Annotated in this window: 17 protein-coding genes; 10 read left to right on the top strand and 7 right to left on the bottom strand. The window is 69.7% G+C overall.

The window, feature by feature from the left end; all coding sequences use genetic code 11:
- Positions 1-7 precede the first annotated feature (7 nt).
- Positions 8-358 (top strand): iron chaperone, encoded by a 351-nt coding sequence (locus tag JK358_RS05060; RefSeq protein WP_201944179.1) that lies wholly within the window; start codon positions 8-10, stop codon positions 356-358.
- 10 nt (positions 359-368) lie between these two features.
- Here JK358_RS05060 and JK358_RS38990 read toward each other — a convergent pair whose 3' ends face one another.
- The 3 genes from JK358_RS38990 to JK358_RS05075 all read right to left on the bottom strand — a co-directional run bounded on the left by JK358_RS38990 (position 369) and on the right by JK358_RS05075 (position 4,111).
- A complete protein-coding gene (locus JK358_RS38990; protein WP_232850803.1) occupies positions 369-2,270 on the bottom strand; it encodes a DUF4153 domain-containing protein in 1,902 nt (633 codons plus the stop codon).
- 75 nt (positions 2,271-2,345) lie between these two features.
- Positions 2,346-3,425, bottom strand: coding sequence for a HAMP domain-containing sensor histidine kinase (locus JK358_RS05070; protein WP_201944186.1), 1,080 nt, complete (start codon positions 3,423-3,425; stop codon positions 2,346-2,348).
- Complete coding sequence (locus JK358_RS05075) at positions 3,422-4,111, bottom strand: response regulator (protein ID WP_201944188.1); 690 nt, start codon at positions 4,109-4,111, stop codon at positions 3,422-3,424. Before JK358_RS05075 ends, JK358_RS05070 begins: the two co-directional genes overlap by 4 nt.
- A gap of 175 nt (positions 4,112-4,286) precedes the next feature.
- Between JK358_RS05075 and JK358_RS05080 the strand changes: the two genes are divergently transcribed.
- The 4 genes from JK358_RS05080 to JK358_RS05095 all read left to right on the top strand — a co-directional run bounded on the left by JK358_RS05080 (position 4,287) and on the right by JK358_RS05095 (position 7,142).
- Positions 4,287-4,838: a hypothetical protein gene (locus tag JK358_RS05080; protein ID WP_201944190.1), complete on the top strand. Its 552-nt coding sequence runs from the start codon at positions 4,287-4,289 to the stop codon at positions 4,836-4,838.
- A 137-nt stretch (positions 4,839-4,975) separates the two neighbouring features.
- Entirely contained in the window at positions 4,976-5,524 is a 549-nt protein-coding gene (locus tag JK358_RS05085) for a copper chaperone PCu(A)C (RefSeq protein WP_201944192.1), read from the top strand.
- Positions 5,517-6,743 carry a Dyp-type peroxidase gene (locus JK358_RS05090; RefSeq protein ID WP_201944194.1) on the top strand — a complete coding sequence of 409 codons (1,227 nt, stop codon included), beginning with the start codon at positions 5,517-5,519 and terminating at the stop codon, positions 6,741-6,743. The genes JK358_RS05085 and JK358_RS05090 overlap by 8 nt, the downstream gene beginning before the upstream one ends.
- 63 nt (positions 6,744-6,806) lie before the next feature.
- Positions 6,807-7,142: a YnfA family protein gene (locus JK358_RS05095; RefSeq protein WP_201944197.1), complete on the top strand. Its 336-nt coding sequence runs from the start codon at positions 6,807-6,809 to the stop codon at positions 7,140-7,142.
- A gap of 108 nt (positions 7,143-7,250) precedes the next feature.
- On the opposite strand, the gene JK358_RS05100 is transcribed toward JK358_RS05095, so the two are convergent.
- On the bottom strand, positions 7,251-7,880 hold the full coding sequence (locus tag JK358_RS05100; protein WP_307817306.1) for a TetR/AcrR family transcriptional regulator: 630 nt from the start codon (positions 7,878-7,880) through the stop codon (positions 7,251-7,253).
- A 117-nt stretch (positions 7,881-7,997) separates the two neighbouring features.
- On the opposite strand from JK358_RS05100, the gene JK358_RS05105 reads away from it, so the two are divergent.
- Both JK358_RS05105 and JK358_RS05110 read left to right on the top strand, forming a co-directional pair.
- Complete coding sequence (locus JK358_RS05105; protein ID WP_201944199.1) at positions 7,998-9,524, top strand: MFS transporter; 1,527 nt, start codon at positions 7,998-8,000, stop codon at positions 9,522-9,524.
- Entirely contained in the window at positions 9,521-10,243 is a 723-nt protein-coding gene (locus JK358_RS05110) for an SGNH/GDSL hydrolase family protein (RefSeq protein ID WP_232850804.1), read from the top strand. Before JK358_RS05105 ends, JK358_RS05110 begins: the two co-directional genes overlap by 4 nt.
- 345 nt (positions 10,244-10,588) lie before the next feature.
- Here the strand turns inward: JK358_RS05110 and JK358_RS05115 are convergent, their stop codons facing one another.
- Positions 10,589-10,939, bottom strand: coding sequence for a hypothetical protein (locus JK358_RS05115; protein WP_201944201.1), 351 nt, complete (start codon positions 10,937-10,939; stop codon positions 10,589-10,591).
- A 193-nt stretch (positions 10,940-11,132) separates the two neighbouring features.
- On the opposite strand from JK358_RS05115, the gene JK358_RS05120 reads away from it, so the two are divergent.
- Positions 11,133-12,122, top strand: a complete 990-nt coding sequence (locus JK358_RS05120; protein WP_201944203.1) for a glycosyltransferase family 9 protein — start codon at positions 11,133-11,135, stop codon at positions 12,120-12,122.
- Between the two features lie 18 nt (positions 12,123-12,140).
- Here the strand turns inward: JK358_RS05120 and JK358_RS05125 are convergent, their stop codons facing one another.
- Complete coding sequence (locus JK358_RS05125) at positions 12,141-12,464, bottom strand: ArsR/SmtB family transcription factor (protein WP_201944205.1); 324 nt, start codon at positions 12,462-12,464, stop codon at positions 12,141-12,143.
- A gap of 252 nt (positions 12,465-12,716) precedes the next feature.
- On the opposite strand from JK358_RS05125, the gene JK358_RS05130 reads away from it, so the two are divergent.
- Positions 12,717-13,331 (top strand): M23 family metallopeptidase, encoded by a 615-nt coding sequence (locus JK358_RS05130; RefSeq protein ID WP_307817307.1) that lies wholly within the window; start codon positions 12,717-12,719, stop codon positions 13,329-13,331.
- A gap of 149 nt (positions 13,332-13,480) precedes the next feature.
- Positions 13,481-14,539 carry a hypothetical protein gene (locus tag JK358_RS05135; protein ID WP_201944209.1) on the top strand — a complete coding sequence of 353 codons (1,059 nt, stop codon included), beginning with the start codon at positions 13,481-13,483 and terminating at the stop codon, positions 14,537-14,539.
- On the opposite strand, the gene JK358_RS05140 is transcribed toward JK358_RS05135, so the two are convergent.
- Positions 14,490-14,813 carry a hypothetical protein gene (locus JK358_RS05140; protein WP_201944211.1) on the bottom strand — a complete coding sequence of 108 codons (324 nt, stop codon included), beginning with the start codon at positions 14,811-14,813 and terminating at the stop codon, positions 14,490-14,492. The genes JK358_RS05135 and JK358_RS05140 overlap by 50 nt on opposite strands.
- Positions 14,814-15,086: the final 273 nt, after the last annotated feature.

Here is a 15,086-nt window from a genome sequence, read left to right on the forward strand (position 1 = left end):
GGCAGGCGTGGCAGAGGTGACGACCGTCGACGACTATCTGGCCGGATTCCCGGACGACGTGCGCGCGGTGCTCGAACGAATCCGGGCGACACTGCACGCGGCCGTCCCGGACGGGACCGAGGACATCAGCTACCAGATTCCGACCATCCGGGTGGATGGGCGGGCGGTGGTGTACCTCGCGGGCTGGAAGCAGCATGTCAGCGTGTACCCGGTGCCCGCCGGGGACGCCGCGTTCGAGGAGGCGATCGCGCCGTACCGGGCGGGTAGGGGAACGCTGAAATTCCCGCTGCACAAGCCGATTCCATACGAGCTGATCGGGCGGATGGCCGCGCTGCTGGCCGAGCAGCGCGGCACGTAGCGCCTCCCGGTCAGCGGCGGGCCGAGGAGCGCGAGAGGTTCCAGCCCTGCCACGGATCCGGCTCCAGGCGGGCGCGGATCGGACCGGCGATCTGGGCGCGCTGCGGATCCGGGAGAGTGTCGACGGCGGGGAGCGCGTCGGCGGACAGCCTGCTCAGATATGCCGTGTCCAGGGACTTGCCCGACTGCCAGCGGTCGATATTGCGTTCGGCCACAAGACGTTCCGGGTTGAGCACGGCCAGGACGAACAGTGTCGCCAGACCGGCGCCCAGGGCCGCGCGGGCGGGCCAGCGGCGATCCAGCCGGGCCAGGCTCGCCGCCACCAGCAGGTAGACGAACCCGATCCACAACTCGAACACCGCGACCACCAGGCGCAGTACCGTGAAACCGTACGCCTGCTGGTAGAGCCACATCCGGCCCACCGCCGACACCACGATCACCAGCGACAGACCGGTCACCGCGGCGAGCGCGATCCGCAACCACAGGCGATCGGGCGCGGATTCCTTCGCCGCGCCCTGCCATACGATCCAAATCACGCCGAGCGTCAGCAGGCTCACGATCGACAGCTGCCAGAAACCGCCACGCGCGTATTCGGCGTAGGTCAGCTCCGCGGTGCGCTGCACATACTCGTCACCGCCGAACAGCACCGCCAGCTGCGTGCCCACGAACGCCGCGAACACCACGATCAGCGCACCCACCGGCAGACCCCACTCCGGACGCGTGAACCGGCGCGAAATCACCCGCGCCACACCGGAATCCCCCTCCATCGCGGCCCGCAGCGGACCGGCCAGCAGATACAGCGCGCCCGCCGTCCCCAGCCCGCCCATCAGGAACAGGAACACCCACTGCCACACCGACGCCCCGTCCATCCGCGGCACCAGACCGCTCACCAACCGCGCGAACACCGCGTCCGCGCCCGCCAGCAACGGCACGATCACCAGCAGCAACGCCAGCGTCGCCGCCGCCGACCACCACACCCGATGTGCCCCCGACGGACTCCGCCGCGCCCGCGCCCGCTCCACGCCCCGATACACCCACGGCACCGCCATCAGCGCCGCACACGGCACCGCCATCACGTCGAACACCATGCCGTACACGGACCGGCGGCCCACCACGGCCAGCGACCCCGCCACCGCCGCCCCCACCGCGCACGCCGCGAACAGCCACGGCGCGGCCCGAAACCACCCGACGCTCAACAGCGCCAGCGTGAGAACCGCCCACCACACCCGCTCCCACACCAGCGCGCGCGACGAATCCGACTCCCCGGCACCGGTTTCCGCCTCCGGCGCGGTCGACGCCGCCGCGGCGGATGGGGACTCCGGTTCCGAGGGCGCGCCCGCAGCCCCCACCACGACAGACTCGATCGCCTCGGGGCCGGGCACCGCGCTCGCCCCTGCCGAGGCGACGGTATCGGTCTGCGCCCCAACCGCTTTCGCCCTGTCGACGGCACCCGTGGATTCCGGACCGGGGGCACTCCCCGCCGCCCCCGGATCGGTCGCGTCCACGGCAGCGACGGCCCCCTGCGCCTTCGCTGCCGTGGTGCCGAGACGAGCGACGCGGTCGACCGCGCACACCGCCGCCACCGCGACCAGACCCGCCAGGAGCCAGCCGATGCCGGGGCGGTCGACGGGAACGAAGACGGCGGCCGCCACTCCGGTGGCGAGGATTGCGAGGAGGGCGCCGCGCGGGAACGGGATGCGTTCGGAACGGGGTGGGATGGTCTGGGGCGGAAGCTGATTCGGGTAGGGCGGCGCGGGCGGGCGGACCACGGGCGGTGGCGCGAGAGCGACGGCTGTCGCTCCGGCGCGCGACCACTCCGGGGCCTGCGGGCCGAGTGCCACGGTGGGCGAGGGCGCGGCGGGCGCGGGGTCCGGGTGCACCGGATCAGGTGTCGAGCTGGGGTTTTCGGTCATGCGGGGCCTCCGATGGGTAGGCGGGACCGTCCCGGGAGCGCAGAGTACTCCGGGCCGGATGGGTGCGGGTTCGGATCAGGAGATGGGCAGGGTTACCCGGATTCTGGAGCCTGGGTCGGCGACGGCGATGGTGCCGCCGTGCAATTCGACGATCCAGCGGGCGATGGCCAGGCCGAGGCCGGTGCCGCCGCTGGTGGTGCGTCCGCCACGGGTGAAACGTTCGAAGACGCGGGCGCGTTCGGACGGCGGGATGCCGGGGCCGTCGTCCTGGACTTCGATGATCACCGCACCGCGCAGGGCGCAGGCGACGATGCGGACCTCGCCCTGCGCCGGACCGTGCCGGGTGGCGTTCTCGAGCAGGTTCAGCAGGACCTGGTGCAGGCGGGCGCGGTCGGCGTGCACGGTGAGATCGGGAGTGACGATATCGGTGGTGAAGCGGACCTGACGGTCGATGGCGGCGGCCATGACTTCCGCTTCGGCCACCACCTCCTTCAGCAGTGGCTCCACGGGCATGTGCTCGCGCTCGAGCCGCACCGCGCCCGCCTCGACACTCGACAGCGCCAGGAGTTCGGACACCAGCAGACTCAGGCGCTCGGTTTGCGCGAGCGCGGTACGCAGGGTGGCCGGGTCGGGTTCGGAGACGCCGTCGACGAGGTTCTCCAGCACCGCGCCCAAAGCCGTGATGGGCGTACGCAATTCGTGCGAGACATTCGCGATGAACTCACGCCGCTGCTGATCGGCCGCGCCCAGGTCGGCGGCCATCTGGTTGAACGCCTCCGCCAACTGACCGACCTCGTCGCGCGAGGTGGCGCGGACGCGATGCGAATAGTCGCCCTGTGCCATGCGTTTGGCGGCCGCGGTCATATCGCGCAGCGGACGGGTCATGCCGTGCGCGAGGAACTGCGAGGTGATCAGGGCGAGGAGCGTGGCGGCGATACTGGTGCGCGGCGGCAGCCAGCCGATGCGCAGCGCGAAGAACCCGAAGGCCGTCGCACCGGAACCGACCATGAGAATCGCGAGCTTCAACTTGATGAAACGCACCCGATCCAGCGGGCGCGGCAGCCATTCCGCCAGGCGATCGGTGTACGGCCGCACCAGGGACGCGATATCGCGCCGCTCGGCGCTCCCCTGTCCGGACTCGTGGTCGTCACTCATCGCGATTCCAAGGCGTAGCCGACGCCGTGCACGGTGCGGATGAGATCCGCGCCGAGCTTGCGGCGCAAGGCTTTCACGTGGCTGTCGACCGCGCGGGTGCCGGAGGCGTCGGCCCAGCCCCACACCTCGCTGAGCAGTCGCTCCCGCGCCAGCACGGTGCGGGGGCGGCGGGCCAGATGGACGAGGAGGTCGAATTCCAGTGGGGTGAGCTGGGTTTCGGCGCCGGCGCGCCACACCCGGCGCTGGTCGATGTCGATGCGCAGATCGCCGACGGTGAGGGCGGCCCCGGCCTCGGCGGTGCGCTCGACCCGCCGCAGCAGGGCGTGCACGCGGGCGGTCAGCACCCGCATGGAGAACGGTTTCGTCAGGTAGTCGTCGGCGCCGACGCCGAGGCCGATCAGCATGTCGGTCTCGTCGGTGCGGGCGGTCAGCATGAGCACCGGCAGCGGCCGCCGGGCCTGGATGCGGCGGCACACCTCGAGACCGTCGAAACCGGGCAGCATCACATCCAGCACCACCAGATCCGGGTCGAGGGATTCGGCCGCGCGCACCGCGGCCGGACCGTCGTGTGCCAGATCCACGGTGAACCCCTCCGCGCGCAGGCGGGCGGCGATGGATTCGGCGATGGTCGGCTCATCCTCGACCACGAGAATCCGGCGTCCGGTGCGCTGCTGGCTCAACTCCATGGTGGTGACCCTATGAGGTGCGAGTGGAGATGGTTCGCGCCGATTGTGAAGATGTTGTGGAGACGCCGGTCACGGCGGGGCCGCCGCGCCGGGGCCGCGGCCGCGGGTCCCGACCTCGCGGGGTGCGAAGTATGCCCGGTAATAGCGGGCTGACGGGCGCGACTAAGCTGTTCGGGTGCGCTCACCGACGGATCACACCGCGCGCCTGCGCGGCGCTGCCGTCGGCGCGGCTTCGGGTGCGGTCGCCGTCGCCGCGCACGGCCTGGGCGGAGGCAACCCCGCACCGGAGGGTCCGGCGCTCGCGCTGTTGTTCGCGGCGTGCGGGTTGATCGGCGTACTGGTGGCCTCGATCCGGCCGCGGTACGGACTGGTGTCCGTCATGGGCATGCTGGCGGCGGGGCAGGCCATCGGGCACGCCGCGCTGTCGCTGTCGCCGGGCCACCACCATCACACGACGTCGACCGCCATGCTGGTGGCGCACGCGGTGGCCGTTCCGGTCGGTGCGCTGCTCATCCGGGCCGCGGAGGCCGGGATGCGGCGGGCTGTCACGAGTGTCCGGCGGTTCGTGCTCGCGCTGGGACTCGAACCACTGCCCGCCGTGCGATCCGCGCGCACCACCGGCACCGATGATCGGGCGACGCTACACCGTGTGCGGCTGAGTGCGGGGATCGCGCGGCGTGGGCCACCCTTCGGCACGCGCCCGTTTTCTCACCTCGCAACGGAATAGAACCGCGGCACACCGCGTGCGCTCGGTCCTCCCGGCATGACGGGGACGGCCGTGCGCCGTCGAAACATGCTGTGGCCGACCGTGGTTCAGCTTCCGGTTCGAGGTTTCACCGCTTCATCCGACGATCGGAGTCTGTCGTGTCCAGTTCTGTTCTCGCCCGGCGTGGCGTCGTACGGCGTTTCGGCGCTGCCGCCGCCCTCGCGACCCTGGCCGTGTTTCCCGTGGCCTGTTCCTCCTCCACTACGCCCGCGACACCGGCCGACGCAGCCGCCTCGGTGGTCATGAAGGATCAGTGGATCAAAGCCGCCGACAGCGGGATGTCCGCCGCCTTCGGCGTGCTGGAGAACACCGGGGATCGCCCGGTCACGCTGGTGGCCGCCACCAGCCCGGCCTCGGCGACCGTGGAGATCCACGAGGTCACCGCCGATGCCAACGGCAACAAGACCATGCACCCCAAGGAGGGTGGGCTCACCATTCCCGCGCACGGGTCGGCGACGCTGAAGCCGGGTGCGGATCACCTGATGTTCATGGGGTTGAAGGAGCCGCTGCGCACGGGTGCGGAAACGGCCCTCACCCTGACCTTCTCGGACGGCTCCACCGCCACCGTGACCGCGCAGGTGCGCGACTTCGCCGGTGGCAAGGAGAATTACGAATCCGCCCCCGAAAGTCCCGCGCACGGTGGCTGATCAGCAGTCACCGCATCCCGCCCGGCTGTCGCGGCGACGCCTGCTCGGTGGCGGCGCGGCCGTGGCCGGGGCCGCCGGTGCGGCCGGAATCGGCTGGGGCGCGGCCACTCTCACCCATCGTGAGCACGATCGCGATGCCGGACTGGAAACGGTGCCGTTCTACGGCCCGCATCAGGCCGGGATCGACACCGAACCGCAGCGCCACGTCGCGTTCGTCGGCTTCGATCTGCTGCCCGGCACCGATCGCGACGATGTCATCGGCCTGCTCAAGATCTGGACCGATGACGCGGCCCGGCTCACCCAGGGCATTCCCGCACTCGCCGATACCGAGAAGGAACTGGCGGTGCGACCCGCCCGGCTCACCGTCACCGTCGGATTCGGGCCGGAGCTGTTCACCAAGGCGGCCATGACCCATGCCCGCCCGCACTGGCTGAAACAGTTGCCGCCGTTCTCGATCGACCGGCTGGAGGAGTCCTACACCGGCGGCGACCTGCTGCTGCAGGTGTGCGCCGACGAGGCCACCACGGTGTCGCACGCGGTGCGCGTGCTGTCCAAGCATGTGAAATCGCTGGTGTCGGTGCGATGGGTGCAGCGCGGATTCCGCGACGCGCCCAAGGGCCAGACCATGCGCAATCTCATGGGCCAGGTGGACGGCACGGTCAATATCGCCCCGGGCACAGTCGATTTCGATCGACTGGTGTGGGACGACGGCGCGAACCGGTCCTGGATGGCGGGCGGCACCTCGATCGTGTTGCGCCGCATCGCCATCAATATGGATACCTGGGACGAGCTCGACGACGACGGGCGTGAGCTGACCGTCGGACGGCGCGTATCCAATGGTGCACCCCTCACCGGCACACAGGAATTCGACGAACCGGATTTCGCGGCCGTCGACCAGTACGGCATTCCGGTGATCCCGCCCTCCTCGCATGTCGCGCGGGCGCATCACACCTCCGACGGTGAACGGTTCCTGCGGCGCGGCTACAACTACGACGACGCGCCCGCACCCGGGGCGGTGTCGAATTCGGGACTGCTGTTCGCGGCGTATCAGCGTGATGTCGATGCGCAGTATCTGCCCGTGCAGCAGCGGCTCGCGGATTTCGATGCCCTCAACCAGTGGACGACACCGGTCGGATCAGCGGTTTTCGCCATCCCGCCGGGCGTTCCGCAATCGGGCCGCTACCTCGGGCAGCAGCTGTTCGAGGACTCAGGGAGCTGATCCGTTCGGGTCGGGCCGGACCGCGTCACGCGCGATCCGGCCCGGCCCGTAGGGTTTTCCGATATGACCGTGCTGCGTTCGATCCTGCTGTTCGGGCTGGCCGCCTGCGCCGAGATCGGCGGCGCGTGGCTGATCTGGCAAGGGGTGCGCGAACATCGCGGCTGGGCCTGGATGGGTGCGGGCGTGATCGCGCTCGGACTGTACGGCTTCGTGGCGACCCTGCAACCCGATGCCAATTTCGGGCGGATTCTGGCCGCCTACGGCGGTGTCTTCGTCGCGGGCTCGCTGGTGTGGGGCATGGCGGTGGACGGATTCCGGCCCGATCGGTGGGATGTCCTCGGCGCACTGGTGTGCCTGGCGGGTGTCGCGCTCATCATGTACGCGCCTCGATCCACGTGAAACCAACTGTGTCCAGCGTGCATTCATGCATCGCGTGCAAAGTTGCACCTCGGCCGCCGGGGCGGGAAAGTGGCGATCGATCGGCGAAATTGATTGCGCGTGAAGCGATTACGCGTCGGCACCCAAGAGCGCGTCGATGATGGCGCGCGCGGTGGGAATCGCGCTCTCGTCACCCATGCGCGAGGCGGTATTGGCGCTCGACACCAGGGCGTCGAGCTGGAAGGCCAGCGCGTGCGGGTCCCGGCCCGGCACGAAGCCCTGCTCCTGCGCGCGCCCGATCTCCTTCTCCAGCAACGCGAACCAGTCCGCGCGATCGGCGGCGAGCGCATCGCGCACCGGTCCGGGACGGCTGTCGAACTCGGCCAGTCCGGCCACCCGGAAGCAGCCACCCGGCATGACGGGCTCGTCCACATAGCTCAGCCAGTTGGCGATGAGCGCGCGCAGCCGCGGCATCCCCTTCGGTGATTCGAAGGCGGGGCGCGCCACGTAGTCGATGAACACCTCGCGCGCGGATTGCACGGCGGCCAGTTGCAGATTCTCCTTGGTGCCGAACAGGGTGGCGACACCGCTCTTGCTCACCCCGAGATCGCCGGCGAGCCGGCCGAGGCTCAGGCCGGTGAGACCCTCCACCGAGGCCACGTCCGCGGCGTGCCGGGCGATCGTGGCGCGCGCCCGCGCGCCCTTCAGCAGGCGCTGGTCGGAAATCTGCTCGTCAGAGAGCTGCACGGGATCACTCACCCTTCCATCTTGGCATCACGCCTTGCAAAAACGCACGATCGGTCGTACTTTTCAACAATACGAACGATCGTACGTACAGTTTCCTTCCCTTCGCGGCCCTTCGCTCGAAAGCACGACATGACAGAGACCTCCGCGCGAACCGACCACGCGCACTCCCCCGCCCCGCCGCCCGACACCGCGGCAGCCACTCCACCCGACACCGCGCCGGCCGACTCCAGCGCGGCGCGCGCGGCTGACGCGGATTCGACTGTCCCGCTCAGCATTCCGCCGACCGACGGCGCGGCGGCCGCGGCGGCACGGCGCGCACTGCTGGTCGCCTGTGGCGCGGCCTTCGTCGCCTTCCTCGACCTCTCCGTGGTCAATATCGCCTTCCCCGCCATGACCCGGGACTTCCCCGGCACCGCGGCCAGTGCGCTGACCTGGGTGGTCAGCGGCTACGCCGTGGCCTTCGCGGCGCTGCTCACCCCGGCCGGGCAACTCGCCGACGCGCTGGGGCGCGGCCGCGTATTCCTCGGCGCGCTGGCCGGATTCGCGCTGACCTCCCTGCTGTGCGCGATCGCGCCGGGCGCGGAATGGCTCATCATCGGACGCTTCCTGCAGGGGGCGACCGCGGCCTTTCTCATTCCGGCCGGGCTCGGCCTGGTCCTGAGCGTCACTCCCCCGGCGCGCATCGGCGTGGCCATGGCCGCCTGGACGGCAGCCGGTGGATTCGCCGCCACGATCGGCCCGGCCGTGGGCGGCGCACTCGTCGAATGGTTCGGCTGGCGTTCGGTTTTCGTGATCAACCTGCCCATCGCGGCGCTGCTCGTCGCGCTCGGGCTGCGGCTCGCCGCCGGCGACGTCCGGCACGGCGGCGGACTGCCCGACCTGGTCGGCACCGCCGCGACCGCGCTCGGCATCGGCGGCGTGGTCGCGGCGGTCACCCAGGGGCAGCAGTGGAGCTGGGCCGACGGGCGCACCCTCGCCGCCGGGCTCGGCGGGCCGGCACTGCTGGCCGTGGCGCTGTGGCGGTCGCGACGGCACCCGCGCCCGGCCATCGCGGTCGGGCTGTGGCGCAGTCACCGGTACGCGCTGGTCAATGCCACCGCCTTCGTGTTCGGCGCGACCATTTTCGCCTGGCTGCTGGCCGGACCGCTGTGGCTCGACACCGTGTGGCAGTACTCGGTGCTCGAATCCGCGGGAGCCATGACGGTGGGCGCCATCGCCTCCATGGTGACGGCGGTGCTCGCCGGGCGCGCACCCGATTCCTGGCAGCGGTGGCTCGGGGTGCTGGGCGCGCTGATGTTCGCGGCCTCCACCTTCTACATGAGCACCGATATCTGGAATGCCACGCCCGCGCTGTGGACGGCATGGGTGCCCGCGGGCATTCTCGGCGGGGGCGGCATCGGCATCATCCTCACCGTGCTCGGCACCGCGGCCGCGAAATCACTTCCCCCGCAGCGTTTCGCGGCGGGCGTGGGAATGAATCTCACGGCCCGGCAGTCCGGCGGCGCGCTCGGCGTGGCCATGCTGGCGGCCGTGTTCGCGGCCCATCCCACCGACGGGCTCGCCGCCTTCCACACCCTGTTCACCCTCTGCGCGGCCGTCGCGGTCGCCGCGGCGGTACTCGCCGCCGTACCCACTCGATCCGAGGAGAACCTTTGACCACCAACGATATTCACGCGACCGGCGAGCCACGCACCGAGGCGAACGATCCCCTCGTGCTGTCGGACGCGGCCGCCCGCGCACTGCTGCGCGAGACGCCCTGGCGCAGGTTCGCGGTGATCGGCGACTCGACCGCGGCCGGAACCGGTGATCCGGCACCGGGATACGAGACACTGCCGTGGGCGGATCGGCTGGGTCGCTGGCTGCGGGACGCGCACCCGGAGTCCGCCTATCTCAATACCGGGCGCATGGGTGCGACCATCCCCGAAGTGGGTGCGGAGCAGCTCGACCGGCTGTACGCGTTCCGGCCGGACCTGGTGCACGTCACCTGCGGGGGAAATGACCTGTTCCTGCGGAATGCCGAACTCGCCGAGGTGGAACACGATCTCGACGAACTGTGTGCGAGCGCGACCTCCACCGGGGCGCGGCTGTCGATGTTCACCCTCGCCGATGCTTTCACCGGCCGGATGACGCCGCTGCGACCGCGCTTCGCCGCCTTCGCCGATATCGTGCGCCGGGTCGCGGCCCGCCACGATGCGATTCTCACCGAATTCTGGGAGCATCCGGCCCGGCTCCGAGCGGACTGGCTCAGCGCGGACCTCATCCATCTCACCATGGCCGGACACGCGGTGGTCGCCGCCGAACTGGCGAAATCCTATGCCCGCCACGCCGATCCGCACGCGGTGACGCAGCCCGCCGAACTCATCGGCGACCGCTGACCGCACCCGCCCCGGCAAGTGAAACGCGCCGCGCCCGAGTTCGGGCGCGGCGCGTCAGGTACGGCGAACCGGTGCCGACGGGCGGCAATGTACTCAGTGCCGAAGGGCGGCTAGCGAACTCAGTGCCGAAGGGCGGCTAGCGAACTCACTGCCGTTGGGCGGCACCTGGCTCACTGCCGTTGGGCGGCACCTGGCTCACTGCCGTAGGGCGGCACCGTACTCAGTGCCGTAGGGCAGCACCGTACTCAGTGCCGTAGGGCAGCACCGTACTCAGTGCCGTAGGGCAGCACCGTACTCAGTGCCGTAGGGCAGCACCGTACTCAGTGCCGTAGGGCAGCAACTAACTCACTGCCAGAGGGCGGCGACGAACACATTGACGACGGCCAGCGCGCCCGCGGCGTGCGTCATCCACGGGACCGCCTTGCCGCGCTTGGCATCCGCGCGACCCACTTCGGCGAAGCCCGCGACCGCCACCGCGATCACCAGCTTCACCGCGAGCTTCGCATTGTCGGGCTCCTTGTCGAGGGAATCGATCGCCGACGCCATACCCGCCAGCGCGAGGCCGGTGAGCAACTGCAGCCGCGCACCCCACACCATCAATTCCGACACCCGCGGCTGCGAGGCGGCGTAGCCGCCGACGACCGCCGCCATACCGAGCAGATGCGCCACGACCACCAGGTTGTAGACGAAGTCCATGGCTGCACACGGTAGTGGATCCCGCCGCGGCAACGACAGTCGGTAGTACCGGAAAGCGCTGCTGCCGGGCGGACGCTGGTTTCATGAACGCCCGCGTCGGGTAGTCCACCTCAAGGATCCTGCTCGTAGTGCGCCCCGTAATGCGCGGAGGATCCTCCTGTTATGGGCAGTGAGACCGGCTAGGAGAACTCAGGTGGCGGTTGTACTCGTGCTGCGTGCACGCGGACTGGGTGATCTTCTCACCGCGGTCCCCGCACTGCGCGCGTTGCGCCGGGCCCGGCCCGGTGACCACATCGCGCTGGCAGCACCCCACCGCCTGAAACCTATTGTCGATCTCATCGCCTCGGTCGACGAAATGCTGCCCATCGCCGACCCGGCCCCGCTGCGCTGGGATGGCGAACCACCCGCCCTCGGCGTCAATCTGGACGGCTCCGGCGCGGAAAGCATTGTGCAACTGGCGAAGACGAAGCCCGAGCGGATTCTCACCTATCGCAATCCCGCCTTTCCGGACCTGCCCGGACCGGAGTGGGAACCCGATATGCACGATGTGGACCGCTGGTGTCATCTGCTCGAGACCGATGGCATCACCGCCGACCGCCGCAATCTCGGATTGGTGCCGCCGGTGGCCACCACCAGCCATCGCGACTGTGTGGTCGTGCACGTGGGCGCGGGATCGCCCGCGCGGCGCTGGCCGCCGGATCGATTCGCGGCCGTGGTGCGGCATCTGCTCGTGCAGGGGCGTGAAGTGGTACTGACAGGTGACGAGAGCGAACGCGATCTCGCCTTCGGGGTCGCGGCCCGCGCCGGGCTGTCACCGAATCGGGTGCTGGCCGGGGATCAGAATCTCATCGAACTCGCCGCGACGGTGGCCGAATCGGCGCTCGTGGTGTGCGGGGATACCGGGGTCGCCCATCTCGCCACGGCGTTCGGCACGCGCACGGTACTGCTGTTCGGGCCGACGCCGCCCAGTCGCAGCGGGCCGCCGCCGCATCTGCTCGGCCGGCACGCGGTGCTGTGGGCGGGTCAGACCGGTCACCACGACGGCGAGACGCCCGATGCCGGTCTCCTACGTATCGGGGTGCCCGAGGTGCTCAACGCGGTCGACAAGCAACTGCGCAAGCGGCCGTGGCCGGGGACGGGGATGGATCGCCGTGGGCAGCAGGCCTTTCGCCGCGTCGGATAACGACCGTCAGGACAGCGGTCAGGGCATATTGTCGCCACGCGCGTTCGATACGGCCGCGGAGTAGGCGGCGATGGCGCTCGGCCAGAACTGTTCGAGATAGTCGCGCGCATCGGCCAGGCCGCGCGGGTCCAGGGAGTAGAGCCGCTTGTTTCCAGCGGGCCGGACCATGACCAGTCGCGCTTCGCGCAGCACTTTCAGGTGCTGGGAGATTGCTGAACTACTGACCCCGAGGGTCGCGGCGAGGTCGCCGACCGACCGGGGACCCTGCGGCAGCGCCTCGAAAACCGCGCGGCGGGTGGGGTCGGCGAGCGCGCTCAGCACTCGCACTCCGTTAGTGGGCACTTACATAGCGTGCCCGCCTACCTATCGGTCGGTCAATACACCGGCAACGGCCATTTCCTAACGTCATTGCGAAACTACGCCCGTGTCGTTACCGAGTCGTGACATATCAACTGGGGTTTTACTAAACCGTGACGGTCGTCACAGGGTTTCGGGCCTGCTACCAGGCTCACGTACGTTCGATGCATGCCCGTAACCGTTCCGTTATCTCGAAGCCGCGCTACCCGCCGGTACCGGACGGCCGCAACTCGTGCAGTGGCCGTTACCGCCGTCGTCGGTGCCTCGCTGAGCGTGCTCGCGGCTGCCGACCAGGACGCCGCGGGTGTCGCCAATGAGCAGCTCTCGGCAAATATCTCGCAGACCGACGTGAAGTTCACCGCCTTCACCCCGATGGAAGCGCAGATCCCGCAGTTCGTGCCGCCGGAGGTCACCGACTTCCTGCGCAACCTCGGTATCGAACAGGCCCGTCCCAAGACCGTGCGCCCGGTGGCCGGTCCGCTCACCTCCGGCTTCGGCATCCGCTGGGGCGCCATGCACGCCGGCATCGACTTCGGCGACGGCTTCGGCGCGCCGATCAAGGCCGTCACCGACGGTACCGTGATCGAGGCCGGTCCCGCCTCCGGCTTCGGCCTGTGGGTGCGCGTCCAGCAGGACGACGGCACCATCGGCGTCTACGGCCACATGCAGGACATCCTGGTCCAGGTGGGCCAGCAGCTGCGCGCGGGCGACACCATCGCCACCGTCGGCAGCCGCGGCTACTCCACCGGCCCGCACCTGCACTACGAGGTGCACACCGCGCCCGGCGCGCAGATCGACCCGATTCCGTGGCTCGCGGGCCGTGGCGTCGACGTGGGCGCGCCCGTCGACTGATTCTCCTGTTCCATTCGACCGTCCGCTCCGGGAACCGATGAGGGGTTACCCGGGGCAGACGTGTATCCGGACCCCGTACTCCAGTACTACGTGGGAACCGCACCGCCGGGTGATCTGTGGTGTGACGGCGCGACCATAGCGTCGCTGCCATGACCACCGCGTCTCGCACCCCTGCCGCCGGGCGGCTGCACCGGCCGCTGCTCATGACCACGGTTCTCATGGCCGTTCTGACCGTATTCTGTGTGTTCGCCATGGCATTCGACGACCGGATGCTGTTGAACGAATCGGTGTGGCTCAAGCCGATGAAGTTCGCCATCGCCTTCACGCTGTACGCCGGGACGCTGGCCTGGCTACTGTCGTTCCCGCACAAGGGAAAACGGCTCACCTGGTGGATGGGGGCGATCTTCTCGCTGACCGCGATCGTGGACGTTGGGTTCATCGTGGTGCAGGCGGCGCGCGGCACGTTCAGTCATTTCAATGACTCCGAGGATGCGGTCAACACCATCGGGCAGCAGATCTTCCAGTCCGGCGTGCCCGGCTTGTTCCTGGCGAATCTGGTGATCGCCCTGGTGCTTTCATGGCAGAAGATCACCGACCGGCCGACCTCGCGGGCCATTCACGCCGGGCTCGGGATCGCGGTGGCGGGTATGTTCCTCGGATACTTCATGGGGTTCACCGGCAAGCAGCAGGCGACCGACGCGTACGGCAAGCCGGTGGATCTGGTGGCCGGGCACACCGTGGTCGAGGGGCAGCCCGCGCTGCGCGACGGTGTGGACACCATGCCGGTCACGCACTGGAGCACCAATGGCGGCGATATGCGGATCGCGCACTTCCTCGGCCTGCACGGCATCCAGATCCTGATTCTGGCGTCGTTCGCGCTGGCCTGGTTCGCGCCCCGGGTGCCGTGGCTGCGCGGTGAGCGCGCCCGCGCCGACCTGATCTGGGTGCTGGCCCTGGGCTACAGCGGGCTGCTCGCCATCACGTTCTGGCAGGCGCTGCGCGGACAGGCCGTGACCGCACCGGATGCCGCCACGCTGGGCGCGCTCGCGGCGGTGGCCGCCTTCGTGGCGGCCGGATTCGGACTCGTCTACGCGGTGCGCGGACGCGCCGCGCTCGTGCCCAGCCTCACCGACGCGGGCACGAGCGCCGACTCCGAAATCAGCGCAGCCGCTCCGCGTCCCGTGTCAGCTTCACCAATGTCGCGGTGAGTTCGGTCAATTCGATCGCGTCCGCCCCCTCGGCGACGGCGGTGGCCACATCCTCCGCCGCACACCGGGCCGCGAACCAGCGGTCGGACAGATCCGCCACCTCCTGCGCGCTGAGCACCACGGCATCCTCCGGAATACCGGTGCCCTTCACGCTGTTTCGATGTTCGTAGGCGCGCTGACGGCACGACTGCCGGCAGTACCGCCGACGGCGTCCGATCTCCGATTCGGCGATCTCCCTTCCACACCAGGAGCACGAGGACAGGCGGCGCTGCATGACCCGAAACGATAGCCAGTGCCCCACAGTCGAGTACACGTGGCACGCCGAAACCCGCCAGTTCGCGGCCCGGCCCGGTCTGGACTGACGGAGCGGAGGAGCGCAGCGGGGGAACGGAGGAGGGAAGACCGGGCTAGCAGGGCCGCGAACCTTGCCCGGAGCGAAGCGCAGGGCGAATTGGACACAGCGTAGAATGGCTGGGTTCTCCCCACGGGAACCGAAGCGTACGTATGTGCGTTGGTATGCATACGTACACATTGAGTAGAACGTTGC

Origin of the sequence: Nocardia acididurans, assembly GCF_016741815.1 — a bacterium.
Classification (GTDB): domain Bacteria; phylum Actinomycetota; class Actinomycetes; order Mycobacteriales; family Mycobacteriaceae; genus Nocardia; species Nocardia acididurans.

Bases quoted from the DNA above. Each gene is read 5' to 3' on its own strand.
- JK358_RS38990 (WP_232850803.1), bottom strand. From the start codon at position 2,270: ATGACCGAAAACCCCAGCTCGACACCTGATCCGGTGCACCCGGACCCC.
- JK358_RS05070 (WP_201944186.1), bottom strand. From the start codon at position 3,425: ATGAGTGACGACCACGAGTCCGGACAGGGGAGCGCCGAGCGGCGCGAT.
- JK358_RS05075 (WP_201944188.1), bottom strand. From the start codon at position 4,111: ATGGAGTTGAGCCAGCAGCGCACCGGACGCCGGATTCTCGTGGTCGAG.
- JK358_RS05095 (WP_201944197.1), top strand. From the start codon at position 6,807: ATGACCGTGCTGCGTTCGATCCTGCTGTTCGGGCTGGCCGCCTGCGCC.
- JK358_RS05105 (WP_201944199.1), top strand. From the start codon at position 7,998: ATGACAGAGACCTCCGCGCGAACCGACCACGCGCACTCCCCCGCCCCG.
- JK358_RS05115 (WP_201944201.1), bottom strand. From the start codon at position 10,939: ATGGACTTCGTCTACAACCTGGTGGTCGTGGCGCATCTGCTCGGTATG.
- JK358_RS05135 (WP_201944209.1), top strand. From the start codon at position 13,481: ATGACCACCGCGTCTCGCACCCCTGCCGCCGGGCGGCTGCACCGGCCG.
- JK358_RS05140 (WP_201944211.1), bottom strand. From the start codon at position 14,813: ATGCAGCGCCGCCTGTCCTCGTGCTCCTGGTGTGGAAGGGAGATCGCC.